The sequence below is a fragment of the Sporomusa intestinalis genome (assembly GCF_055383785.1).
In genome coordinates this window covers 1,549,725-1,573,847 of record NZ_AP042390.1, presented here as the reverse complement: position 1 = coordinate 1,573,847, position 24,123 = coordinate 1,549,725, and the positions used below count along the sequence as shown (strand labels likewise).

21 protein-coding genes are annotated in these 24,123 nt (G+C 51.9%); 6 read left to right on the top strand and 15 right to left on the bottom strand.

The window, feature by feature from the left end; all coding sequences use genetic code 11:
• Positions 1 to 290: 290 nt before the first annotated feature.
• A complete protein-coding gene (locus tag ACZ481_RS07100; RefSeq protein ID WP_464769466.1) occupies positions 291 to 2,483 on the top strand; it encodes a TonB-dependent siderophore receptor in 2,193 nt (730 codons plus the stop codon).
• A 171-nt stretch (positions 2,484 to 2,654) separates the two neighbouring features.
• Here ACZ481_RS07100 and ACZ481_RS07095 read toward each other — a convergent pair whose 3' ends face one another.
• Positions 2,655 to 2,771 (bottom strand): helix-turn-helix domain-containing protein, encoded by a 117-nt coding sequence (locus tag ACZ481_RS07095; protein ID WP_464769465.1) that lies wholly within the window; start codon positions 2,769 to 2,771, stop codon positions 2,655 to 2,657.
• An 11-nt stretch (positions 2,772 to 2,782) separates the two neighbouring features.
• Positions 2,783 to 3,652, bottom strand: coding sequence for an AraC family transcriptional regulator (locus ACZ481_RS07090; protein ID WP_464769464.1), 870 nt, complete (start codon positions 3,650 to 3,652; stop codon positions 2,783 to 2,785).
• 418 nt (positions 3,653 to 4,070) lie between these two features.
• Between ACZ481_RS07090 and ACZ481_RS07085 the strand changes: the two genes are divergently transcribed.
• The 4 genes from ACZ481_RS07085 to ACZ481_RS07070 all read left to right on the top strand — a co-directional run bounded on the left by ACZ481_RS07085 (position 4,071) and on the right by ACZ481_RS07070 (position 9,827).
• Positions 4,071 to 6,212 (top strand): TonB-dependent siderophore receptor, encoded by a 2,142-nt coding sequence (locus ACZ481_RS07085; RefSeq protein WP_464769463.1) that lies wholly within the window; start codon positions 4,071 to 4,073, stop codon positions 6,210 to 6,212.
• Positions 6,213 to 6,731: 519 nt separating this feature from the next.
• Positions 6,732 to 7,919, top strand: a complete 1,188-nt coding sequence (locus ACZ481_RS07080; protein ID WP_464769462.1) for an efflux RND transporter periplasmic adaptor subunit — start codon at positions 6,732 to 6,734, stop codon at positions 7,917 to 7,919.
• A gap of 1 nt (position 7,920) precedes the next feature.
• Positions 7,921 to 8,613 carry an ABC transporter ATP-binding protein gene (locus ACZ481_RS07075; protein WP_464769461.1) on the top strand — a complete coding sequence of 231 codons (693 nt, stop codon included), beginning with the start codon at positions 7,921 to 7,923 and terminating at the stop codon, positions 8,611 to 8,613.
• Positions 8,610 to 9,827, top strand: coding sequence for an ABC transporter permease (locus ACZ481_RS07070; protein ID WP_464769460.1), 1,218 nt, complete (start codon positions 8,610 to 8,612; stop codon positions 9,825 to 9,827). The genes ACZ481_RS07075 and ACZ481_RS07070 overlap by 4 nt, the downstream gene beginning before the upstream one ends.
• Before the next feature lie 30 nt (positions 9,828 to 9,857).
• On the opposite strand, the gene ACZ481_RS07065 is transcribed toward ACZ481_RS07070, so the two are convergent.
• From ACZ481_RS07065 to ACZ481_RS07005, 13 genes are all read right to left on the bottom strand, one after another.
• Complete coding sequence (locus ACZ481_RS07065) at positions 9,858 to 10,817, bottom strand: sugar phosphate isomerase/epimerase family protein (protein WP_464769459.1); 960 nt, start codon at positions 10,815 to 10,817, stop codon at positions 9,858 to 9,860.
• Positions 10,818 to 10,833: 16 nt separating this feature from the next.
• Positions 10,834 to 12,033 carry an alpha-D-ribose 1-methylphosphonate 5-triphosphate diphosphatase gene (locus tag ACZ481_RS07060; RefSeq protein ID WP_464769458.1) on the bottom strand — a complete coding sequence of 400 codons (1,200 nt, stop codon included), beginning with the start codon at positions 12,031 to 12,033 and terminating at the stop codon, positions 10,834 to 10,836.
• Positions 12,030 to 12,761, bottom strand: coding sequence for a phosphonate C-P lyase system protein PhnL (gene phnL / locus ACZ481_RS07055; protein WP_464769457.1), 732 nt, complete (start codon positions 12,759 to 12,761; stop codon positions 12,030 to 12,032). The genes ACZ481_RS07060 and phnL overlap by 4 nt, the downstream gene beginning before the upstream one ends.
• A 9-nt stretch (positions 12,762 to 12,770) precedes the next feature.
• Positions 12,771 to 13,616 carry an ATP-binding cassette domain-containing protein gene (locus tag ACZ481_RS07050; RefSeq protein WP_464769456.1) on the bottom strand — a complete coding sequence of 282 codons (846 nt, stop codon included), beginning with the start codon at positions 13,614 to 13,616 and terminating at the stop codon, positions 12,771 to 12,773.
• Positions 13,603 to 14,487: an alpha-D-ribose 1-methylphosphonate 5-phosphate C-P-lyase PhnJ gene (locus ACZ481_RS07045; protein WP_464769455.1), complete on the bottom strand. Its 885-nt coding sequence runs from the start codon at positions 14,485 to 14,487 to the stop codon at positions 13,603 to 13,605. The genes ACZ481_RS07050 and ACZ481_RS07045 overlap by 14 nt, the downstream gene beginning before the upstream one ends.
• On the bottom strand, positions 14,465 to 15,571 hold the full coding sequence (locus tag ACZ481_RS07040; protein WP_464769454.1) for a carbon-phosphorus lyase complex subunit PhnI: 1,107 nt from the start codon (positions 15,569 to 15,571) through the stop codon (positions 14,465 to 14,467). The genes ACZ481_RS07045 and ACZ481_RS07040 overlap by 23 nt, the downstream gene beginning before the upstream one ends.
• Positions 15,571 to 16,164, bottom strand: coding sequence for a phosphonate C-P lyase system protein PhnH (gene phnH / locus ACZ481_RS07035; protein WP_464770591.1), 594 nt, complete (start codon positions 16,162 to 16,164; stop codon positions 15,571 to 15,573). Before phnH ends, ACZ481_RS07040 begins: the two co-directional genes overlap by 1 nt.
• 5 nt (positions 16,165 to 16,169) lie before the next feature.
• The gene (gene phnG / locus ACZ481_RS07030) at positions 16,170 to 16,583 is read right to left on the bottom strand and encodes a phosphonate C-P lyase system protein PhnG (protein ID WP_464769453.1); all 414 of its coding nucleotides are present in this window, start codon (positions 16,581 to 16,583) and stop codon (positions 16,170 to 16,172) included.
• Between the two features lie 14 nt (positions 16,584 to 16,597).
• The gene (gene phnE, locus ACZ481_RS07025) at positions 16,598 to 17,416 is read right to left on the bottom strand and encodes a phosphonate ABC transporter, permease protein PhnE (protein WP_464769452.1); all 819 of its coding nucleotides are present in this window, start codon (positions 17,414 to 17,416) and stop codon (positions 16,598 to 16,600) included.
• On the bottom strand, positions 17,403 to 18,194 hold the full coding sequence (gene phnC, locus ACZ481_RS07020) for a phosphonate ABC transporter ATP-binding protein (RefSeq protein WP_464769451.1): 792 nt from the start codon (positions 18,192 to 18,194) through the stop codon (positions 17,403 to 17,405). Before phnC ends, phnE begins: the two co-directional genes overlap by 14 nt.
• 67 nt (positions 18,195 to 18,261) lie before the next feature.
• Positions 18,262 to 19,182, bottom strand: a complete 921-nt coding sequence (gene phnD / locus ACZ481_RS07015; RefSeq protein ID WP_464769450.1) for a phosphonate ABC transporter substrate-binding protein — start codon at positions 19,180 to 19,182, stop codon at positions 18,262 to 18,264.
• Positions 19,183 to 19,508: 326 nt separating this feature from the next.
• Positions 19,509 to 20,234, bottom strand: coding sequence for a GntR family transcriptional regulator (locus ACZ481_RS07010; RefSeq protein WP_464769449.1), 726 nt, complete (start codon positions 20,232 to 20,234; stop codon positions 19,509 to 19,511).
• 232 nt (positions 20,235 to 20,466) lie between these two features.
• Complete coding sequence (locus tag ACZ481_RS07005; protein WP_464769448.1) at positions 20,467 to 21,459, bottom strand: helix-turn-helix domain-containing protein; 993 nt, start codon at positions 21,457 to 21,459, stop codon at positions 20,467 to 20,469.
• Positions 21,460 to 21,902: 443 nt separating this feature from the next.
• Here ACZ481_RS07005 and ACZ481_RS07000 point away from each other — a divergent pair, with 443 nt between their 5' ends.
• On the top strand, positions 21,903 to 24,086 hold the full coding sequence (locus ACZ481_RS07000) for a TonB-dependent siderophore receptor (RefSeq protein WP_464769447.1): 2,184 nt from the start codon (positions 21,903 to 21,905) through the stop codon (positions 24,084 to 24,086).
• Positions 24,087 to 24,123: the final 37 nt, after the last annotated feature.

Sequence of the window (24,123 nt, the reverse complement as noted above, 5' to 3'; positions counted from 1 at the left end):
CTGTCGATTTCTGTCACAAAAACAGATGGATTTATAAGTCACGAGATGATAACAATTCTCATAAAAATTAATAAACAGCTATTTATAAACATCAACTTATCCGCTTTTCACCCGCTTGTTCAGCCTATTTTCCCTTGTTATAATAGCTTCAAGTTAACCATCAGTGGCCACTGGTGACAGCCAGCCGGCACTTGCAGTCCATTAAAAGCGCTGCTTGACGGCCCGGCTGTTAACGATCCTGCAAAACTCTTTATAGCGCCTGAACTAACATAAGGGAGTCGATGGCTTACATGAAACGAACAATCTCGCGTACCGGGAAACGGCTGCTGTATGCTTTTATCGGCAGCAGCCTGCTCTGGCACGCGCCACTCGCTGCCCAGGCGGAAAAATCAACGGAAGCAGCAGCGGCCACAGCGGACGCAGCCTCTTCCACCCAGCAAAATTTCGTGCTCGAGGGCGTTGAGGTAACCGGCGCCAGAATAAAAGACAAGGTACCGGACACAGGCTATGTCGCCAAACGCAGCAGCTTCGCCACCAAAACCGATACCCCCCTCAACGAGGCCGCCCAGTCCATCAGCGTAATCACCAGAGAACAGCTGGACAGCCGCGGCGCAACCGATTTGTTTGATGCCCTGGGCTATACGCCCGGCATCAGCGACGTGACCTATAACCGGGACAGCCGTTATTTCTCTACCAACATCCGTGGTTTTTCTGTCAATGCGACTACCTCCACCGATGGTCTGAATATGCTGACTTCCGGCTGGTCGGCTGCCAATCCCGACCTGTACAGCTTTGAACGCATCGAAATACTGCGCGGCCCCGCTTCGGTGCTATACGGCTCCGCCAATCCCGGCGGTCTGATCAATCAGGTCTCCAAGCGGCCAACCGAGAGCGAGCTGCGGGAAATCCAGCTGCAGGCCGGCAGCGGCAAGCAGCGCAGCGCCGCCATCGACCTTGGCGGTCCGGTGGGAGCAGACGGCAAATTGCTGTTCAGGCTGACCGGCCGGACCACCGGGGAGGATTTGTATGTTGACAGCAGCAGCAGCGACAGCCATTTCCTGGCGCCGGCGCTCACCTGGCGTCCCACTGAAGACACCAGCCTCACCCTGCTGACCCATTTCCAAAAAGACGACATTAAAGGCAATTTTGAGTATACGCGCAATGTGTATCTGCCGGGCCACCCCTTATACGGTTTTTCCGGCAAGCTGTTTATCGGTGATGCGAGCTATGACCGTTATACCCGCGACGTAAGCCAGCTCGGCTATATTTTGGAGCACCGCTTTAACGACACCTGGTCGGTAACGCAAACCGCCCGGCATTTGGATCTGTCCTTTCGCTCCAAAATAACATATCCCGATGCGCTGGCCGGCGACGGGCGCACGCTTACCCGCGTCGGCCGCTATATAGCGGCCGAGTTTGACGCCGATGCTGTCGATACCCACCTTCAGGCCAACTGGTCGGCAGGTAAGATTGCCCATGTTACACTGCTCGGTTTTGATTTCGCCCGCAGTGATTTTGACTACCGCTGGGGAAACGGATCGCTGCCTTCGCTTGACCTGCTGAGCCCGGACTATCACCAAGGCATTACGCTGCCTGCGTTTTCGCGCCTAACCGATACGGCAACCAGACAGACCGGCTGGTATATGCAGGATCAGATGAAGTTTGGCGACCGCTGGACAGCCCTGGCCGGCGGGCGCTATGACCGTTACAACAGCGATATCTACAATCGCGTAACCGGCCTGAATACCCGGCTTAAGCAAAACGCCTTCACCGGCCGTCTGGGCGTCGTATATGATGCCGGCGGCGGTGTGTCGCCGTACCTCAGCTATAATGAATCCTTCCAGCCGCAGCCAGGCACCGACCGGTTCGACAGGGCCTTCGATCCCACCACCGGCCGCCAGGTCGAGCTGGGCGTTCAATATCAGCCGGCCAACAGCAGCGCCCGGTTTGCCGCCGCTATTTTTGATCTGCGCAAGCAAAATGTGCTGGTCACCGATCCCGTAGACAACGATTTCAGTATCCAGACCGGTGAGATAGCCGCCAAAGGGCTGGAGCTGGAGGCGAATGTCGCCGCTTTCAAGGGTGTGAACCTGACGGCCTCCTATACCCTGCTCAGCAGCAAAGTAACCAAAGACACCGACCCGGCGCGGATCGGTCTGCGCACCGAAGGCGTTCCCCGCCACAGTGCCTCGGTCTGGCTGGACACCTTGGCTCCCGCTGAGGAGAAAAAGCAAGGCTGGAGCGTTGGCGCCGGACTGCGTTATATCGGTTCCCGCCATGATTATGACAACATTAATAAAGCAGGCGGCGTATGGCTGACCGATGCCCTTGTCCGCTATGATACCGGCAATTGGCGTTACGCACTCAATATTCATAACGTTTTCGACAAGCATTATATCATTGGCGACTTCTCCTCGTACGACACTTACTATACTGTCGATGAAGGCCGCACCGTTCAGCTCACCGCCACCCGGCGTTGGTAGATACTTAGACTATAAGAAAAACACCGTATATGTTTAGAAAGAAAGAACCGGCAACCGCGGCTTGTACCGTGGTTGCCGGTTCTTTTCCGCTGCCTTGCCACCACTGCGGCCGGCAGTTAACAGTCAGGCCAGACCGGCTCCTGCCGCCAGTTCCCGGATACGTTCCGCCGGCTAAAACAAAGACTTTTTGAATTGCCGCGGTGTCATCCCATAGGTTTTTTTAAACGCCACCGCAAACTTGCCGGCGCTTTCGTAGCCCACGGCAGCGGCAATTTCCTGTATTGTCATGCCGTGGGACATTAACCGCGCCCCTGTTTCATCTTTTCCTGCTGCACATACTTGCCAATCGAAAGTCCGAAGCAGGCCTTAAAGCATTTGCGCAGCTTGGTAACGCCCATTTTGGCAATGACAGCCAGCTGCTCAACTGCGGGCGGATGCTGAAACTCTTTATCCAGCACGTCTTTTACCAGCCAGATATTGGCGCCTTCCCGCCAGGCCGCAAACCGGTTCCAGATCCCTTCGGCGGAAAAATTTTTCTGATACTGTACATTGCGCAGGATAATCGCCAATATCTCCAGCATCTTCCCCTCGTAATACAAATGCGGTATCCGCGCCGCCCCCCGCAGGGCGTACTTTAACTGCTCGAACGCCACCACCAGATCGGGCGTGTTATAATGCTGACTTTGCCAGTGCAAAGCCCCGTCAAGCTGAAAAGGACCGTCACTGCAACTGCCCCGCACATAAGCTGCCACAAATTCATCAAGCAGCAGTACATAAGTCCACCAGACCGGCTCATTCGCCCCGAAACTCAGCTTGACCGTCTGCCCCCGGTGAACAAGAAGATGAATGCCCCGCCTCAGCTTTCTGCCCTTTTTCCCCGGCTCAAGCAGCGTAATCTCACCGCGCTCCACTGAACAAAGCCATACGCCCCGCGGCGCAGCCGGGTAACTGTAAGTTACCGCTTCCTTGACCATAAACCGGGCATAACCGGCCACCAGCCCCGGTGACGGGTGGGTATCAAGCAGATAGCCGCCGCTGCGGCTGTCTGTATAGTAGTCGGTATAAGCGGGCGGCAGGCAATAAATATGGGCATCGCCGTCATGGGATTCCCTGCATCCCAAATGCTCAGCCAGCCCGGCGCTGCCTAACTTGTCTTCGTTTGTTGCCACAATGATCTTTCCTCCCGCACGGCCATAGACTGTAACTTACTTTTTTAGTCTACCAGAATTTATAAATAAAGTCTGTGGACATAAGAACGACTATATCCTGAAGGGCACAGGCGGCTTCTGCCGTCGTCCTAAAGGACTTGCACAAGCCAAGTCTTTTCTTAATTATAACATGGGCGCAACCAAACTAATTGCCCAAAACAACTCGTTTTTTTTCTTTTCCGGCAAGACAAACCGCTTGCCAAAATCTGAAAGAGCACATAATGTCTAATTTCCCGCTGTTTCCCACCTGAATCATACCTCATGCCGGACAGTGGGGCCGGCAGTTGACGTCAATAAAACAGCCTTGCTATACTGAGACAAATCCGGATTGAGAATGATTATTATTTTTATCATGATAAGAAATACAGGAGCTGATAGCGTGAAAAAAATATCCCGTACCGGCAAAGGCCTGCTCTATGCCCTCATCGGCAGCAGTCTGTTCTGGCACCTGCCGGCCCCCGGTTTCGCCGCTGACGAAGCCGCCACAGGACGCCAATTTACCCTGGAAGGGGTGGAAGTAACAGCCGCCCGCCAGGACAGCGGCTATGTAGCCAAACGCAGCCGCGCCGCCACTAAGACCGATACGCCGCTGGCAGAGACGGCCCGGTCGATCAGCATCATTACTAGAGAGCAGATGGACGCCCGCGGCGTCACTGACATGTTCAGCATTTTAAGCTATACACCGGGCTTTAGCGATATGGGCTATAACAACCGCAGCAACCGTTATGGTTATTACAACCTCCGCGGCTTTACCGGCACCTCCTTTATCGACGGGCTGCGCAGCGCCAGCGGCGGCTTTGCCGTTTCAAACTTTGATCCCTACAGCTTTGAACGAGTGGAAGTGCTGCGCGGCCCGGCGGGAATCCTCTATGGAACCACAAGTCCGGGCGGAATTGTAAACCAGGTATCCAAGCGTCCTACGGCCGAGCCGCTGCGGGAACTCCGGTTGCAGGCCGGCAGCGACAGCCAGGTGAGCGGTGCCCTGGATATCAGCGGACCGGCCAATGACGACGGCAAATTATTGTTCCGGCTGACCGCGCTCACCAGTGATGAAGACCTGGTAGTCGATCACAGCAGCGGCAAACGCCACCTGGTTGCGCCGGCGCTCACCTGGCAGCCGGATGCCGATACCAGCCTGACCTTGCTGACACACTTCCAGAAGGATGATATCAAAGGCGACTCGTACAGTTCGATTTCCCGCTATAACCCCGGGCATGTGTTGTATGGTTACAAATCCGGAACCATGTTTCTCGGTGAACCGGATTTTGACCGGTTTATCCGGGAGGACGAGCAAATCGGCTATATTCTGGAACACCGGTTTAGCGATACCTGGTCCGTCACCCAGAGCGCCCGTCATTCCGATGTTTTTTGCGGCATGAAGGCGCTGACTGTAACCAGGGTGGCCGACGGCATAGCCGAACGCAGGGCTGATTACTATAAAAGCGATCTGACTGCCGACCTCATTGATACGCATTTCACCGCCAAATGGGCGGGCGGCGGCGTACAGCACACCACCCTGGTGGGCTTTGATTATTATAATTACCGTTATGACTATGCCTGGCTCACCGGCTCCGCGCCTTCCTTAAACCTTAATACGTTAAATTATGGCCAGGCGGTGGCCGAGCCAGCAACACTTTCTTATCTGACTGATACAAAAATAAAGCAAACCGGCTGGTATCTGCAGGATCAGCTCAAATTCGGCCAGCGGTGGACGGCTATTGCCGGCGGCCGCTATGACCGCTACGACAGCACCACCCTGAACCGCCTGAATGGCTCGCGTACCGTCATTGATCAAAACGCTTTTACCGGCCGTCTGGGTCTGGTCTATGACGCCGGCAACGGACTATTTCCCTACATCAGCTATGACGAGTCCTTTGAAGGCTTGTCCGGCTCCGACCGTTACGGCAGGGCCTTTGACCCAACGACAGGCCGGCAGTACGAACTAGGGCTGCAATATGTCCCGGAAAACAGCAAAGCCCGCTTTACCGCCGCTATCTTCGACCTGCGCCAGCAAAACACCCTAACGAGCGACCCTTTGAATGAAACCCTAGGCGGCAGCTTTAGCGTGCAAACCGGCGAGACTACCGCCAAAGGACTGGAACTGGAAGCAACAGTGGAGGCGGCGAAAGGCCTGAACATTACCACCGCCTATACGTATATGCCGGACCATGAAATTACCAAAGACAATGATCCCGCTAAAATTGGCCGCCGCACGGCCAATATCCCCCGCCACAGCGCTTCCCTCTGGCTTGACACCGCCCCTGCCGCCAAAGACCGGCAAGGCTGGAGTTACGGGGCCGGCCTGCGGTATATCGGCTCCCGTTATAACAGTGCCAATACCAGAAAAGCCGGTGACGCCGTTTTGGCTGATGCCATGATCCGCTATGACCAGGGCGCCTGGCGTTACGCCCTCAATGCCCAGAATCTGTTCGATAAACACTATAACATGTCTCCCGGCAATACAGCCGACGGACTCGACCCGGGCAGAATCGTCCGGCTGACCGCCACCCACAGCTGGTAGCACAAGCTTCATAATAATTGTCAATAATTAGAGTACTATATAAGGCCGTAAGGTAACACACGAATTGTGTTACCTTACGTTTTTTCGCATCGACTTATTTACACAATTTCCCCACGCCCGGTAGACGAGCTTCTGTAAGAAATTTAGATTTCTCACCAAAGCGGTGTAACAGCCTTTTCCATTCCTTGCCTTGTTACAAGCACCCTGATGAATACTGCTCCTAAATGATTTAATTATATACTCCAAGTTAACAAGAAAAAATTGTGTATGAGGGTTAATTAGATAGGAATAACACCATTTGCCGGGTCCTCAACCTGCTCTTAAACCTGCTCCAGTCCTCTTCCCCGGCAGTTGACGTCTTTAAAATCAGTTTGTTATAATAACTTAATACGTTGGTAATTATCTGGAAATCGCTGCTGGTCGGGAATTTTGCAACTGTACAAGCGAAAAACCGGTTTCCGCCTGGTAGAAATATACAGGTTTACAACTTGAACGGAGAGGCAACGGGGAGGCCGATGAATGAATTTTAATGTTAGAAGAATATTGCCATATAAAAAAGCGATATTCGGCTTAGTTTTAGTCTTACTGGGCGGCGGCTATTATATGACAGCAAGGTTCAGTGGCGAAGAGATACAATATAAAACGGTAAACGCCTCCCGGGGCAGCATCCGTTCTGTCATCCAGGCAACAGGCTTGCTTGACGCGGTTGAAACTGTTGATGTAGGAACGCAAATCTCGGGTACGGTAACGAAAATATACATTGATTATAATAGCAGTGTAAAACAGGGCCAGCTTATTGCCCAGATCGACTCTTCCACGCAACAAACCGAGGTTGCCCAGGCGGAAGCCAATTTGCTTGCCGCTAAAGCCGATCTGATGAATTATAAAGCCCTTCTTGTCAAAGCCAGGAAAGATTTTGACCGGACAAAACTGCTGGCAGCTAAGAACCTGATTGCCAAAGCAGAAGTCGATGCTGACGAAAGCTCCTATCTCATCGCAAAAGCGCAGGTGGCGTCTGGTGAAGCGCGAATTCAGCAATATGAGGCTGCGCTTATGCGGGCAAAAATCAATCTGGGATATACCAACATTTATTCGCCTGTAGACGGTGTTGTTGTGTCGAAGACGGTCGAGCAGGGACAGACGGTTGCAGCCAGCTATGCAACTCCCAGCATTGCAAAAATCGCCAGAGATTTAAAGCAGATGCAGGTTGAAGTCAATGTGGATGAAGCCGATATCGGCGGAATTAGCCAGGGGCAGCAGGCTGAATTTACGGTGGATGCCTATGGGGATAAAAAATTCTTCGGTGCGGTCACACAAATCCGTCTTTCACCTAAAACGGAAAATAATGTGGTTACCTATTCAGTGATTGTTGGCGTGTCTAATGATGACGGAATATTGCTTCCCGGTATGACTGCCAATGTAGCTTTGATTGTGCAGCAGAAAGATAATATTCTGACGGTGCCAAATTCAGCGTTCCGGTTTAAACCGGTTGATCTTGATGCGGAGGTAGTTGACCAGCGCTCGTTCCGCCAGGCGCCGGTAGCGGCCATGGCTATTCCTGCCCTTTATACACTGGAAAAGCAAACGATTGTTAAGAAGGAAGTCGAAAAAGGGATTACCGACGGACAGAATACGGAAATCCTGTCAGGTCTGAACGAAGGTGAGGCGGTGATTACTGGAATCATTGTGGAAAAAGAAGGTAACTGATATGCCGTTCGTTATGCTGAAAGATATCCGTAAGAGTTTTAAACTGGATGAGGAAGAACTGGAAATCCTGCATGGCATCAACCTGTCTGTTGACAAAGGTGAGTTTCTGGCGATGATGGGTCCGTCAGGCTCAGGCAAGTCCACCACCATGAATGTGTTGGGGTGCCTTGATAAACCGACTGCGGGCGAGTACTGGCTTGATGGGCAGAACACAAGCAGCCTTGACTCTGATGCACTGGCCAGTATCCGTAATCAGAAGATCGGCTTTGTGTTTCAGGGCTTTAATCTGCTGCCTAAAACCAGCGCGCTGGAAAATGTGGAACTGCCACTTTTATATGCGGGCATACCGCAAAATGAACGGCGTAAAAGAGCGATAGAAGCGCTTGAACTGGTGGGATTATCTGAACGTCTGCAGCATGAGCCGGCACAGTTGTCAGGCGGTCAGCAGCAACGGGTCGCGATTGCCCGCGGTATTGTAAATAAAGCGCCGATACTGATGGCGGACGAGCCTACGGGAAATCTCGATTCCAAAACCAGTGATGAAATCATGGCCCTATTTGTAAAATTGAACAGGGAAATGGGCATTACCATCATTCTGGTTACCCATGAGCTGGATGTGGCGGCTTATGCCAAGCGAATTATTCATTTCAAGGATGGCAGAATTATTAACGATGAAAGGTCGAGCCAGTCATGATTTCCACATGGGAGATAGTCCGCATCGCCATACGGGCTCTATATAGAAACAAGCTGCGGTCTATGCTGACGGCACTTGGTATCATCATTGGGGTGGCGGCTGTGATCGCGGCATTCGCTGTCGGCCAGGGCGCAAATAAAAGCATAGACGAACAGATCGCTTCTTTTGGCAGTAATTTTATTATTGTATTTCCTGATCGCTCTGCCATGTCTTCGCTGGAAAGAATACCCTATCTTACGCTGGCTGATGCGGAAGCAATCGAACGGGAAGTATCAGGAATCGATGCAGTTGCGCCTGTTATCGAAACTTCCGTAAGACTAATTTATGGCAATACCAATTGGGGCACGACGGTAATCGGCAGCAATGCCTCTTACGCAAATGTTCAGGACCGGACAGTCGCCAAAGGCCGGGACTTAAATGACAGTGATATACGGCAGGCGGCCAAGGTGGTAATTGTTGGTCAGACTATCGCCGACAAGCTCTTTTTTAATGAAGAGCCGCTAGGCAAATCAATACGAATCAATAAAGTGCCGTTTACGGTTGTCGGCGTGTTTGCCGCCAAGGGACAAACCACGACGGGCCGGGACCAGGACGATTTTGTCTTAGTACCTGTAACCGCGGCGCAAAGCAGGCTGGTTCGCTGGAATACACCCGGGCGTATCGGCATGATTTTCATTAAAGGCGTTTCGATGAACTCCCTGCGGTTTATTCAGCATGAAACAGAGTCCTTGCTGCGCGAGCGGCATAGGATAAAAGCCGGAGAAGCCGATGATTTTGCCGTAAGAAATATCAGCCAGTTCCTGGAGGCGCGGCGTAAGACGACGACCATCATGTCCACGCTGCTCGGCTCGATCGCGTTTATATCGCTGGTGGTGGGTGGGATCGGCATTATGAATATCATGCTGGTATCTGTATCGGAGCGTACCCGGGAGATCGGAATCCGGATGGCTGCCGGGGCCAAAGCGAAAGACATTCGACTGCAGTTTTTGCTGGAGGCATTTGTCTTGTCCATGCTTGGCGGTATATTGGGAATTATGCTGGGAGTATTTGCAGGCTATATGTTGGCCAGCTTTACCGAAGCCCCGCCGCTATTTACCGCTACCTCCATTATTCTAGCCTTTGTCTTCTCGGCAAGTGTTGGCATCGGGTTTGGCTATTATCCTGCGTATAAGGCTTCTTGCTTACATCCGATTGATGCGTTGAAATATGAGTAGAATTTTTGGTACCGAATTAGAGTTCCAGCATCATACAGGCTCTGCCGAAGCAGCTATGCATTCATTCTGTGTGTAAAGTTCAACCAGTGCCTGCGCGTTGGCCAGCGCCTCACGATAATGCTCGCGGTAGCGCGGACGCATTTCCAGTGTGATATTGCCGTTATACTGCGGCAACCGGGCCAATATTTCGCCGGCAGGTACAGTACCCCAGCCGATCGGCATGTGCATATCGCCACGCCCCATAGCTGCCAGTTCATATTGCTTCTTCTCCCAGGACGCACAGCAGCGTCCAAAATTGTCATGCAGATGGATATGGCGAACATAAGGGGCAATCAGTGAGATGCCTGCCAAAAGGTCATAACCATAATGGCAGGCAGCGAGGTACGCATGCCCGGTATCAAGAGTAATTCCCACCTGACTGCGATTTACGGCTGTAACCATTTGTCCCAATTCTTCCAGTGATTCAGCATAGCAATAATTCGGAGCGTTCAGATACGGACGGGCGTTTTCCACCGCCACCATGATTCCGTATTGTGCGGCAATATCTCCCATTGCCTGCAGGCCGGTGCATTCTTGTTCCCACAACGCTGCCTTCTCAAACGGAGTTGGATTGGTCTGAGCTGTAAATAAAAAATTTTCTTCCGCCAGATAACGGCCGGCATGATAGACCATAATTTCAGCGCCAATGGCGGCGGTAAACTCCATACTGGCAATAAAACCTTGCCGGTTCACTGCATCACCTGACATCAAATTCAGCGGATTAGACCCGTGTACAGTATAACGGAAGGGGTATTGAGCCAGCAGCTCCTGCACTGCTTTGACTCTGTTTTTATCCAGGCGTCCGCAATAAACGGCGCCCACGCCATGGGGTGCCATTTCCACGTGCGTAAAACCCAGCTCACGGTAATAGTCAAGCTCCCGGCGCAATACCGCCAGACTGCCGTCAATAACCGCAGCATCCGCATTAATCGCTATCCCCTGAACATTCATAAAGCGGTCTCCCTCCTTAACAAGCCGGTTCTTCGGTGTCATTGACGGGTAAAACACCACGGTAATTCATGCCATAAACCGGCACGCCGCTAACCACGGTATTCGTAACAACCGGTGTTTCATTGCGTTTTTTAATGACAATGACGTCACCGGCTTTACCTTCTTCCAGACTGCCGAGATGCTCCAGTTTTAAAGCTCTTGCCGGGAAAACAGTAGCCATGGCTACCGCTTCCGCCAGGGTTACCGTGCGTTCAGCCAGGAGGAATACCGCATGTAAGATGGCTGGCGGATAATAGTCGGAACAAAGAATATTGGCATACCCGGCAGCTACCGCATCAAGGGCTCTCATTCCTTTGCCGGTTGAACCGCCCCGCACAATGTTAGGAGCGCCGACACTAACATGCATACCGCGCCGACGGGCAGCTGCCGCGGTCTCCAGATTGATCGGGAATTCGCTTAATGTAACCCCTTGCCCGTAATAATACGCAATTTTCTCAACCGAATCATCATCATGCGAAGCCAAAGGCACTCCAGCCGCCAAAGCTGCCGGACTAAGCCTTTTTACGCATGCATCGGCCTGTAATTGTCCTGCTTTCCTGTCTGCGATAATTTCATCCAAATCCGCCCCTTTAAGATGATATGTTTTCTCGGCATAACGGCGATAATCTTCAACAGTAGGGTATTGACCCTGTCCGGGGGTATGATCCATAAACGACAATAAATCGACAACGCCCTCGCCCATAAGCTCCTGAATCAGATCTACCACCTTAAAGTTAGTAATCTCACAACGCAAATGAATTTTGTTGCGAATAAGAGAACAGTCGGCAGCCATAGCCGTAATGCGGCGTATGCAGTCGGCAGCTTCCTGATCCCGGCGCACGCCCAGCTTTGCTCCGGCAAAGGAAAAAGAGTGATACATCGTAGTGATTCCCTGACCGGCTAATTTTTTCTCCAGTTCACAAAATGCCAGTTCGGTAGAAAAATAGGCTCCCGGCCGTGGCTCCAGTTCCTTTTCGATGGCATCACTGTGCGTATCAATAAAGCCCGGCAATATATAGCCGCCACAAGCATCTATGACGCAAGGCGCCGGCTGCCCGTAATGATGGCTGCACCGCCCGGCGTATTTTATTTTTCCTTGTTCAAGCAGCAGTTCACCCTTCGCAATGACCCGGTCCGGCATGACCAATCGCCCATTCGTTATCAATACCGTACTCATACTACCTCCCGCATCCGTTTAATCGATTTGCACTGTCCCGCCCGCATGGTAAACACTCGGTCTACCAGACGGTTCATACTCTCAAGATCGTGGAAGATGCCGATGATACTGGTTCCTTTTTGCTTCAGCGCCATTAGCGCCTGCACTACTGTTTTTTTCGTCTCGCTATCAAGCGAAGCGGTCGGCTCGTCAAGCAATAACAGCCGCGGCTCGGTGATTAATGCCCGGGCCAGGTTGATCCGCTGCTGCTGGCCGCCGCTGAAGGTGGAAGGAAAAGCATCCCATAATTCCGGGGCAATCTTCATTCGCTCTAAAAACTCGCAGGCACGTTCCCTGGCTTTTTCCGGGCTCCACCCCCGCTGCCGCAGTTCTTCCGCCAGAATATTGACGGAGGAAACCCGCGGAATAACTTTGAGAAACTGACTGACATAACTAATTTCGCTGTGGCGCAGGCGCAGGATTTCACGTTCACCTGCGGCTGCCAGATCGGTCTCCCCGCCTGCCTGCGTGCGGTAGATGACCTGCCCCGCGGAAGGCAGGTAGGTACGGTAGATGCATTTTATAATTGTCGACTTTCCCGCCCCGCTGGGTCCGGCAATGCCCATAAATTCACCGGCTTTGAGGCTGAAGCTGATGTTGCCGCAGCCGTAGAGCACTTCTCCTCTCAGCATGTGCAGAATAAAATTTTTTGACAGTCCATTGACCGTCAGGATTGTATCACCCATCATCACGTCTCCTTATAGCATGGAATGAACCAAAAGCTGAGTATACTGGTGTTGCGGGTCCTCCAAAATCTGGTCGGTTAACCCAATTTCCACCATCCGGCCATTTTTCATCACTGCCGTACGATCGGCCAGCATACGGATAACCCCTAAATCATGGGAGACAACCAGCATCGCAATATCCAGTTCCCGCTGGATTTCTTTCACTAGATCAAGCACCCTGGCCTGCACCGATAAATCCAGACCGGTGGTGATTTCGTCCAGAAATAACAGCGGCGGATTGTTGGCCAGTGCTTTGGCAATTTGCACCCGCTGCTGCATGCCGCCGCTAAAATGGGCCGGAAAATCATCCATCCTGGCCAGCGGCACTTCGGTGTGGGACAAAAGCGCTCCGGCCCGGCTGCGAATATCCGCAAAATTATTAAAGCCGGCAGTCAGTAATTTTTCAGCCACATTGCCGCCTGCCGTAAAGTGCGGCTTAATGCCAAGCAGCGGATTCTGATAAACCATACCCATCAGCTGATTCCGAATGTGCCGTTTACGCTGGGCGGTCTCAGTGAACAGGTTGACCTGGCCGTCCTGGTAAGCAGCCAGGTAGCTTTCACCGCCAGAGGCTTCTTCATCAAAATACAGGCAGCGTACCAGGGTACTCTTGCCCGAACCGCTTTCGCCCACGACACCGAGGATTTCTCCGTGCTCAAGTTCAAGCGAAATATCATGGCAGGCAACAAGAGTGCCGCATTCGGGACAAATATTGCTTTCATACGCCGGTCCCGTCAAATCAAAGCACCGCGGACAACCGGCGCCATAGATCTTATCTAAGCCGCGGACAGTCAGAGCCATTTGTTTACCTGCCTCCATACAAAGCCCCCTCCTTCCGGCCACGGACTTTATCACAGTAGCTGCTGTCCGAGCAGACATACAGTTTTTTGCCGCTGCCGTCATCATGTATCTCATTCATGTAGGTAGCGGTAGAGCCGCAGCGCAGGCAAGCTCTGCCGGTAAAATCTTCGACACGGAAGCGATGGTCTTCGAATTCCATAGGTTCGACGCGGGTATGCGGCGGTACGGCATAAATCCGTTTTTCCCGGCCGGCGCCAAACAGGAACAGAGTATCCGCCATATTCAATTTTGGCACATCCCAACGGGGAATCGGCGAGGGATCAATGAGATAGCGGCCATTGACCAGCGACGGGTAACGGGCGCCAATGGTGATTTCGCCCCATTTAACAATGTTTTCGTAGAGAAACACCCACATCCGGCTGTAGTCCATTTCGGCGTGCATTTCCTGCGCTTTGGCCGTACTTGCTTCCACATAACGCAACGGCTCAGGGATAGGTACCTGGAGCACCAGAATCTGATCCTCCCGCAGTGGCTCTTCCGGAACACGGTGACGGGTCTGGACAATGGTCGCCGCCCGGGTGTCAAAAGTAGTTTGGACACCGGTGGTTTTCGTGAGCAGATTGCGGATGTTGACAGCGTTGACACCACCATCACAGCCTTGATCAATGACTTTCAATATGTCATCTTTGCCGATGATTGACATCGTAACCTGCAAACCGCCTGTGCCCCAGCCCCGGGCAATGGGGAGCTCGGGCGAGGCGAAAGGCACCTGGTAGCCGGGAATAGCTACCGCCTTTAATGTCTTACGGCGAATTTCCCGTTTGGTATTCTCGTCAAGAAAAGCAAAATTATAGCCGGAATGCTTGTTAATCTGCCTGATGTTCAGCATCTGCCGCTTCCTCCTTTAACACCTGCGACCGGCGTAAGCGGTCAAGCGTGGACTGAAAGGTAACATAATGGGGCAATTTCCAGTGATTCACAAAACCAGCGGCTTCAATCCCGTCAATATGATACAGTACGAACTCCTCGTCCTCCGCCGGCGCTTTCACCGGCGCCTTGCTGCGGGTAGACCGGTCCAATATCCCCATCGACATAGCCTTCAACTCATTATGGCCAAAGCACAAGCCATAACCTAAGGTTAACTGGGGTTTATTTTTTTTATCCCCCTCACTATACTGGGCAATAATTTCCGCTTCCGTTACCAGCACGCGTCCGGTATATACCGGCTGCGTACAACCGGGATGGTTGATGAACAGCGGTACATAGCCCACCCGCAGTTCACCAAGACAGGGATGAATATCACCAAAGCCTCTGACACAGCTATAGGCCAGCGCCATCATGGCTCCCGTTTCGCCGCGGCACAGCGACTGCAGTTTGGCGGAACGGCAACTGGGAAAATGTAAAGACTGACGGGTAATATCACAAACTTCCTGGCTCGGTTCCGCTGCGGCAAGCAGCCCTTCCCGGCGCAGCAAATCAACGACCTTGGGAAATGTGTCGGGCAGCTGTTCCGGCATGGTCTGGATACCGATGCTGCCAAGAAGCTTCTCCATTTCTTCCTGTTTTTCGGTCAGCAGGGAAAAATCTACCAACCGCTGCGTATAATCCCGCGTCGGTCCTAAAATCTGACCGCCGGGAATATCCTGAAAAGCTCCCGATATTCTCCGGATCACCTGCATGCCGGCAATGTCCACCGCCAGCGAAACATAGCGCCGCGGCTGGGTCGCCCGGTAAGCCCGCAAGATAAATGACGCCTCGAGAGTATCCCCTTCCGCCTGCTTCAGCGCTAACGCTGCGATAGTGGGAGCGTACAGCGACCCCTCGCCCATTACTTTGTCCACTGCAAGCCGCATTTGGTCACGGATCTGTTCCACGGCCAGCGGCTGTGATTTACCTTTTAGCCGGAAATAGGCCGATAATTTTTCTGCATTTATGATTGCCTCCGTACCGCCGGAGACGGCTACATAACCCATTAAGACACTACCTCCCATCGCAGTGAACTGGATCTGGGAACACAAGCCACATTGCCTGAATTGTCGGCATAAATGACATCAATGCCCAGTGGATATTCCTGATTCATTTCCGCAATGATCTTAAGATTTTCCTGATCCAGCCCGCTGATATTCAGCAGGGAGCTCTCCTTGATTCCGGGGCCGCTGAGCCGTAGTTTCGTACCGCCAGCAGTGCCGGCAAGGCTATCCACCATCATAATCAGCGTCGCCCCTTTTTCCGGCGCTAGCAGCGTGCCGCAACACACCTCGCCAAGCTGCGGGTTGCTCTCCCTGCCGCTGATAACGATAAACTCGGCGGAATGTAGCGGATAAAAAGCCGCCCCGGTATGGATCATAAGATAATCCTTTACGGCCTGGTCGGACGGCAGTACGCAGAAACCGGTTTCGCTGTCAAGCAGCGTCAAAGCGACTGCAGCAGCGGCCTGACTGAGACCGGCCGGCGGGTTTAACCTGAGCGCCGGCAAAGCATTCACTTTTCCGGGTCTGGCCATCGCATCAAGCGTCAGCCGGTAAATGCGCTGCGTATCAAACACTTTATCAAAACCAACCGCCATCACTGTTATCCCTCCATAATAGCGAAACGCACCCGGGTTGCCGCAACCAGCGCCTTCTCCCGGCGCTGACGTTCGACGGCACTTTGTCTTTCGGCAGCAATCACGCGTCTAATTTCGGCTTCTTCCGCGATATGCGCCGTTAACGCGGCGTCAATAATCGCCATACACAGCGCCCGCACCGGCTCGTCTTCGAGGACAAACCCGAACCCTGCGGCGCCGTTAATGCTGACAACAGCCTCGGTCATGAGGACTTCTCCCACATAAAAAGGCGTATGTCCGACACTGTCAATGGCCTGCATCATCGTCATACAGGTTTCCGGCTCCTGTAATACTTTTACTTCATATCTGGCGGCAATCATTTCGGCCAAATCTTCCCACACAGCAAGAGCCCCTTCCGCCAGTACCTCTCTAAACTCCATTTTTCCACCCCGAATCACAGTATTCTCGATCGAACATAGGAAGATATATAATCAACGGCAGTTACCATTGCCAACACAACAATCAGGATCATTGTCATATCCGGGTACATAAAGAGCCGCATACTGGTTACCAGTTCAAAACCAATGCCGCCTGCCCCCACGATTCCCAGGATGGTGGCCGACCGGAAATTAAGCTCCCACCGGTAGAGACAAAGTGTGATAAACTCAGGTAACACCTGCGGCACTATGGCATAGGCAATGACCTGCCATTTGTTGGCGCCGGTGGCAAGCAGCGCCTCGACCGGACCGGAATCAATGTTTTCGATTGAATCCGCTAAAAACTTACCCAGCATGCCTACGGAATGAAAAGCCAGGGCCAATACCCCGGGAAAGGGTCCAAGACCAACCGCGGCCACAAAAACGAGGGCAAAAATCAGCTCTGATATTGACCGCGCAGCATTAAGAACAAAGCGGCCAAAATTATACAGGTAAGGATTCGGTGAAATGTTTCGGGCCGCAAGCAACCCAAAAGGAATGGTAAAAACTATGGCCAGGGTTGTACCCCAAATCGAAATCTGAAGGGTCTCGATCGTCGGCTTGACCAGCCGTGGTAAAATTTCAAAATTCGGTGGCAGCATTCGCCCAATAATGTCAGCCAATTGCGGCAACCCTGTAACCAGCTCCGCAATACTAAGGTTGGTACCGTCAGCGCTCCAGACATAAACAATGGCAAGAAAAACCAGCAGCGCCAATCGTTTCAGGGTTACCCTGACATCAGAACTCCACGGCACCGGCGGCCTGATAGAAAAGCAGGTCGGTTTACGCGTGGGCATAAGTCACCTGCTTACATGTACAATCAAACTCTTCTGCCACAGCATCACTCGCAGGACCATAGATACGTTCAATGTCGCCGGCTGTCAGCATCTTGGCCGGCTTATCGATAACGACGACGCCGTCCTTAATGCCGATAAGCCTTTCAGCATAGCGGGTTGCCAGTTCGACATTATGCAGGCTGACGACAACAGTGATATGATCCTGCTCCCTGATAGACTGTAATGCCGTCATCACCCGTTCCGCAGATTGGGGATCAAGACTGGCCACCGGCTCATCAGCTAAGATAATATTCGGGCACTGAGCCAATGCCCGCGCGATGCCCACCCGCTGCTGCTGGCCGCCGCTTAGCTGATCGGCCCGTTGATAAGCTCTGTGCTCCAGCCCTACCCGTTCGAGGCAATGCAAAGCCAAAGCAATATCCTGCTCCGGGAAAAGCTTCAGGCAGCTTGCCCAGACATTGGTGTGCGCCAATCGGCCGCAAAGCACATTTTCGATGACAGTCAGGCGTTTCACCAAGTTGAACTGCTGAAAAACCATACCGACTTTACGACGGATGCTTTCCAGTTTCCGCAAATCATGTACCGGCTCTCCCTGTACAAAAATTTCACCGGCAGTAGGTTTTACCAACCCGTTGATGCAGCGCAGCAGCGTGGATTTGCCGGCGCCGCTCGGACCGAGCAGTACAACAAACTGCCCCTGTGGGATTTCAAGCTCAATAGCAGTAAGCGCTTTTGTCCCTTTGCCATATTCCTTATGCAAGCCTTTAATTATGATCATCGTCAGCCTCCTTAATAAAATCCGGCGGGAAAGGAGCCGCCACATAAAGTTGCGGCTCCTGTACCCCCTATTGTTTGGATAAATCCAGGTCAAGAATTTTAGCCGTATCCCGGATAATGTTATAATTGGCATCATTGGTTTCAACAAAACTTTCCACCTTTTTGCTGAGGGCGCTCAGAGCGCTCAGAGCCCCCGGATCTTCCTTGTCCACATTCAGAAAAGCAGTTTTGATTTTCGCCTTTAGCTCTGACGGCAGATCTTTACGCCACGACCAAGGTGAATTGGGAATGGGATCTGACGTCCAGATAATTTTCGCGTCTTTGCCGGAAATAAGACCGGTTGCTTTCATTCTGTCATAGACGTCATCACCAACAGCAACGGCATCCACCTTGCGATTCTTCAGAGCTAATACCGCCGCGTCATGCCCACCGGCATAGATGATGCTCTTAAAGTCCTGTTCCGGACTTATTCCTTGGCTTTTCATAATCGACCGGGGGACTAAGTTGCCGGAAGTGGAAGCCGGGTCAACAAAAGCAAAGCTATGTCCTTTTAAGTCGGCAAGGCTGTTAATTCCCGCTTCCGGATTGGCCACGATGAGGCTTTTATACGACGTACCGGCCCCTGCGCGTTTTTCCTGGGCAAAAGCTTCCGCATTGGCTTTATCGGCAGCCAGCACATACGAAAATGGGCCAAAATACGCAATGTCCAGTTTGCCGGAGCGCATTGCTTCGACTACGCCCGAATAATCGGTAGCCACAAATAATTCAACCGTCATCCCCGTCTTTTTCTCCAGATAACTGATAAACAGATTATATGCCTCGCGCGTTTTCTGTGAATCTTCAGATGGAATCGCTCCAACCCGCAGCACTTTTACTGCCTGTGCCGGTTGTGCGGCATTCTGCGTACCGGTTGAGCAGCCGCCAAGCCAGAGCATCGCCGCTAATAATACACTGACCCCAAGCAGAAAGCCGTCCTTTTTGTTTTTCATGGCCTTTCATCTCCTTACAGCGTTTTGCTAGATATTTTAATTTTTTTCAGGCAACCGCGGTAATAAACGACATTTTATTCAATCAGGATGCATCCTGGAATTTTCTTCTTTCTGTAAAGTTCACAAGCCGCAAGCGACTTCTAGACGTCTAGACGGTATCTCTATATTGCAAGTGCCGTTCTCATCAGAGAACGGCACTTAATGTGGCTCTATTCAATTAATAAATATTGGCAGGACTGTATCTGTTATTCATTATGACACAGTTACGGGAATAACATGTTATGAACATGTTATGACTTTGTTAAAAAACAGAGGGAAGGGAATTGTTACCAGGCTAAGCTGAGTTTTGCCAGGTCGCCGCGGTAACAGGAAACGCCATAATCAATTAGGACATCATCCTGGGATTTTAACAGGCTTTCAACCTTTAATACCGGCATATTATTCGGAATTCCAAGCAGCATGGCTTCCTCTTGGCTGGGAAAAGTCGCCCGTACTGTAGACTTCACCCGCTTGTACGTTATGTTATATTTTTCATAGAAGCATGACATGGATTGAATTGTCTGCAAATATTCCAGCGCATGGGGGAAGTACTTGGCAGGAAGAAACGATTGCCCCACCAGAAAAGGACGATTGTTGACAAACCGCTGTATATAATAACAATAAACCGTATCATCGAAATTGAGTTTTAGTAATTCCCTAACCTTCTCAGGCGCAGGCATTTCTACCGGATGCAGAATTCTAGTGTCCGGTACGCCTCCCAGTTTGGTAATGTTTTCTGCGAAACGGTTTTTAGCGCTCAGTTGATATTCGATACTGTCAAGTGGCGCTTTAGCCACAAAAGTACCTTTCCCCCGTAGCTTATAAAGCACCCCTACGAGGCAAAGCTCATTGACTGCCTGTCTTATCGTATGTCGGTTAACCTGAAATGTCTCGCTCATTTCCGTCTCTGCGGGCAGCTGCTGCCCTTCTTGCAATAAACCGGAATCAATCTGTTTTTGCACGAAATCCATCAATTGCCGGTAATAAGGTATGCCACTTTCCTTATCGATCATAGTAACCTTCCTCTCACAGTCCGGTAACGCCAAATAAAGGCTTCACAATAGCGTTATAGACGTCTAGACATATTTCGCCTATTGCCAGTGCTGCTCCTCAAGAGGGGCAGCACTGGCAATAGGATTATTTCGTTACTATATATTTCGAATCTATCATGACATAGTTGCTGTTAAAAAGTGTTATGCTCATATTAAGCTTTTGTTAAAAGAGCTCTGATAACATCACACAGTCTTACAACCCGAATGATTGGCGGAAATGCCGCGGCGGAAAGCCGTGAACCCGTTTAAAAGCGGCGGAAAATTTGCTGGAGTTTTCATAGCCTACCTTGACGGCGATGTTTTGGATGCTCAGCTCATCATGCCATAACAGGCTCATGGCATATTTCATTTTTTCCCGGCGTACATAACCGGCGATAGTCATCTTATACTGCTCCTTAAAACAACGGTAAAGCTTGGGTACGCTCATACCGGCGACAAGCGCCAGCTGATCGAGGGTGGGCACCTGGAGGATATTTTTATCAAGCTCAGCTTTGACGCGTTCCAGATAGATAAAGTTTTGATAAGTGACATGGCTTTTGCGTTCGCTTTTCTGATGCCTTTTCCAGGAGTAATCGTCCTGGACATTACGCCGGATCAAGGCCAGGATTTCAATAATCTTACTTTCATAATACATGGGGGAAAGCTTGCCGTTGCGTACCGCCGCTTTCAGCTGTTGGAAAACCAGTTGAATATCAGGCGCATCATAATGCCATTTTTCCCAGCGGGCGGCGGCATCTTGTACTGTAAATGGGCGCTCCAGCGGATGGCTGTTGAAATAGGTGGCAAGAAACTCCCCGCTAACCGCGATCGCTGTATATATCAGCCGCTCAGCAGGCTGAAACATCATCCTAACAGCTTTTTCCCTATAGACAAGCAAGTGAATGCCCCGCTGCAGGCGCCGGGCTTTTTTGCCATTTTCATGGATGGTTATAGCGCCGCTGTCGAGGGAAAGCAAATACAGCCAGGGCTGCGGCAGTGTGTAAATCAGGGTAATGGTTTCCGCTAGCTGGGCATAGGTTGTGGTGGCCAGCAAACCGGCGGCGGGAGTCATATCCCTGAGCCAGCTGTATATCCCGGGGTGTTGTGTGGAGAGAGAATAGATCAAACCACCACTGGCATTTGCCTGATGGTACCCCAGCCTGGCCGCCAGACCGGCGCTGTTTAATTGCGTTTGGTTTATGCTCATTGCTGTCCGCATCCTTTTTGGTATAGCAGCCGGCTGCCGCTTTTTTTCACTCTTTAATTACTAATTATAGGGATAGGCCGCCAGGTATACAATAGCTAAAACAATCCACATTCATCTAAAAAACCTCCGTTTTTACGAAATAATCACTTGGTTAATTACCGTCAACACATGATAAACATTATCAATTATCATTGATTTTGGACTGTCTTAACCGCCAGTGAATAACCACGGGGGACAATTGACGCTGCTAAAAAATCGTTGCTATAATGAGCCACAAGGTACCTGTAACACTAAGTAAAAGACGGATGCTCCGTATTAGTCAGCCAGGAAAAAAGAAGTTGAAGGTCTGAAATTATATTTTTATTGATAATGAATTCCATTATCAACATTGTTGCACTTATGTTTTCCTGATACATGAACCAGATAAAGGAAGGAATTGACAAATGAAGCAGCGAATTTCACCGCAGAGGAAACGGCTGGCCTACGCCCTGTTGAGCGGCAGCCTGTTGTGGCAGTGGCCGGCTGCGGTTTATGGGGCAGAAGCGCCGGTGGCAGAGCAAAACCAGGCGGAGGAGCAGGCCGATGCCGGCGGGCAGCGGGAATTCAAGCTGGAGGGCGTGGAGGTTACCGCCAGGAAAGAGAGTGAACGTGAGGCCTGGGTAGCCAGGCGCAGCAGCGCCGGCACCAAAACCGATACGGCACTGAGGGATACGCCCCAGTCGATCAGCCTTGTCACCCGCGAGCAGCTGGATACACGCGGCGTCCTTGACCTGGCCCAGGCCGTGGAATACAGCGCCGGGGTCCACGCCAATATTTACGGCAATGACACTCGCTGGAACTGGAGTTATGTCCGGGGCTTCCGTGTCGGCAACAGCAACACTACTGTCGATGGCCTGCAGCTGTTTGGCAACGGCAATTTCGGGGTGTGGGACTTTGAAACCTACGGGATGGAGCAGGTGGGTATTGTCAAGGGACCGGCCTCTGTCACCTATGGCGGCAGTTCTCCCGGCGGGCTGTTCAATATGGCGACCAAGCGGCCGACCTCCCAAACGATCAGGGAAGTCCGGCTTCAGGGCGGCACCGATAGCTTTAAAAGTGCCGCCATTGATATTGGCGGCCAGGCTGACGGGCAGGAAAAGTTCACCTTCCGGCTGACCGCTCTCGCCAGGGACCGGGATTTGCCGGCTGACGACAGCCGGTTGAAACGGACGTTTATTGCGCCTTCCCTCGGCTGGCAACCGGATAAGGACACTAATATCACCTTGCAGGCCCATTATTTAAAGGATCGGCTGGCCGGCAGCGGTCAGGCGCTTAGGGTATATTACCCGAACCACAGCCTGTACGGATTTTCGGAAAAGCTAAATCTGGATGAACCTGGTTGGGGCGGTTACGAACGGGAGCAATACTATTTCGGTTATCTGCTGGACCACAAGGTCAATAATGTCTGGACACTGCATCAGAATTTCCGCTATGGCGAGGTGGACATGCGGTACAATATGACGGGGAGTACGCTGCAGGCAGACAGACGGACGCTGAAACGCAGTGCTTACATTTATGATGAAACGCTGGCTGCCTATACGTTTGACACTTACGGCGAGGCCAAATGGGCGGGCGGAGCAGTAGAGCATATTACGCTGGCGGGGGTTGATTACCGTCATGCCGACTGGACCAATCGCTATGTCGAATGGGCGATCACCGATCTGGACATTTACGATTTAAATTACACCGGTTCGGTTACTGCGGTGTATGCGCCGGTTGTCTATAAAGCCAAGGCCAAACAAACGGGGGTTTATCTGCAGGATCAGATGAAATTCGGCGGCAAGTGGGTGGCGACCGTAAGCGGCCGCCAGGACTGGTATCAGTTGAACGGCGTCAATCCCCAGACCGGAGATAAAACCATTATTGACCAGGATGCCTTTACCGGCCGGGCCGGCCTGGTCTATCATGCCACCAGCGAGCTGTCGCCCTATATCAGCTATTCCGAATCCTTTCAGCCCCAGTCAGGCACCGACCGGAATAAAAATCCTTTTAAACCGACTACAGGCCGGCAATATGAAGTGGGCGTACAGTATGAACCGCAAAATAGGAATGCCCGCTTTACGGCGGCGGTCTTCGATTTGCGCAGGCAGCATGTTTTGACCGCAGACCCGTTAAATACTGAAACTGAGTCTTATAATGTACAAACCGGTGAAGTCACTGCCAAAGGCCTGGAACTGGAAGCCAATGTAGCCTTGAAAAACCTGAATCTCACAGCTTCCTACACGTTGCTCAACGCCAAAACCACCAAAAGCAATACGGCTGCGGAAATAGGCCTGCGCACCACCGGCGTGCCCCGCCAGAGCGCCGCATTATGGGCCGACTATGCCGTGCCGGGAGCAAAGCTTAACGGCCTGGGAATCGGAGCCGGCGTGCGGTATATTGGTCCGACCTACTTTTCCGCCAACACGGTCCGACTGGGCGGCGCGGTCGTGGCCGATGCCCAGCTCCGGTACGCAACGGACGGCTGGCGCTATGCGCTCAATGTCCGCAATGTATTCGACAAACAGTATCAAACCTATGCCTACAGCACGTATGGCGTTGCCGGTGAAAGGCGGGCCGTCTTGCTGACCGCCACCCGCCGTTGGTAAGGCTAACAGGGCAAATAAAATATTTTGCTAACAGTAC

Coding starts and splice junctions, on each gene's coding strand:
- ACZ481_RS07100 (WP_464769466.1), top strand. CDS start 291: ATGAAACGAACAATCTCGCGTACCGGGAAACGGCTGCTGTATGCTTTT.
- ACZ481_RS07095 (WP_464769465.1), bottom strand. CDS start 2,771: ATGACAATACAGGAAATTGCCGCTGCCGTGGGCTACGAAAGCGCCGGC.
- ACZ481_RS07080 (WP_464769462.1), top strand. CDS start 6,732: ATGAATTTTAATGTTAGAAGAATATTGCCATATAAAAAAGCGATATTC.
- ACZ481_RS07075 (WP_464769461.1), top strand. CDS start 7,921: ATGCCGTTCGTTATGCTGAAAGATATCCGTAAGAGTTTTAAACTGGAT.
- ACZ481_RS07070 (WP_464769460.1), top strand. CDS start 8,610: ATGATTTCCACATGGGAGATAGTCCGCATCGCCATACGGGCTCTATAT.
- ACZ481_RS07065 (WP_464769459.1), bottom strand. CDS start 10,817: ATGAATGTTCAGGGGATAGCGATTAATGCGGATGCTGCGGTTATTGAC.
- ACZ481_RS07060 (WP_464769458.1), bottom strand. CDS start 12,033: ATGAGTACGGTATTGATAACGAATGGGCGATTGGTCATGCCGGACCGG.
- phnL (WP_464769457.1), bottom strand. CDS start 12,761: ATGATGGGTGATACAATCCTGACGGTCAATGGACTGTCAAAAAATTTT.
- ACZ481_RS07050 (WP_464769456.1), bottom strand. CDS start 13,616: ATGGAGGCAGGTAAACAAATGGCTCTGACTGTCCGCGGCTTAGATAAG.
- ACZ481_RS07045 (WP_464769455.1), bottom strand. CDS start 14,487: ATGCTGAACATCAGGCAGATTAACAAGCATTCCGGCTATAATTTTGCT.
- ACZ481_RS07040 (WP_464769454.1), bottom strand. CDS start 15,571: ATGGGTTATGTAGCCGTCTCCGGCGGTACGGAGGCAATCATAAATGCA.
- phnH (WP_464770591.1), bottom strand. CDS start 16,164: ATGGCGGTTGGTTTTGATAAAGTGTTTGATACGCAGCGCATTTACCGG.
- phnG (WP_464769453.1), bottom strand. CDS start 16,583: ATGGAGTTTAGAGAGGTACTGGCGGAAGGGGCTCTTGCTGTGTGGGAA.
- phnE (WP_464769452.1), bottom strand. CDS start 17,416: ATGCCCACGCGTAAACCGACCTGCTTTTCTATCAGGCCGCCGGTGCCG.
- phnC (WP_464769451.1), bottom strand. CDS start 18,194: ATGATCATAATTAAAGGCTTGCATAAGGAATATGGCAAAGGGACAAAA.
- phnD (WP_464769450.1), bottom strand. CDS start 19,182: ATGAAAAACAAAAAGGACGGCTTTCTGCTTGGGGTCAGTGTATTATTA.
- ACZ481_RS07010 (WP_464769449.1), bottom strand. CDS start 20,234: ATGATCGATAAGGAAAGTGGCATACCTTATTACCGGCAATTGATGGAT.
- ACZ481_RS07005 (WP_464769448.1), bottom strand. CDS start 21,459: ATGAGCATAAACCAAACGCAATTAAACAGCGCCGGTCTGGCGGCCAGG.
- ACZ481_RS07000 (WP_464769447.1), top strand. CDS start 21,903: ATGAAGCAGCGAATTTCACCGCAGAGGAAACGGCTGGCCTACGCCCTG.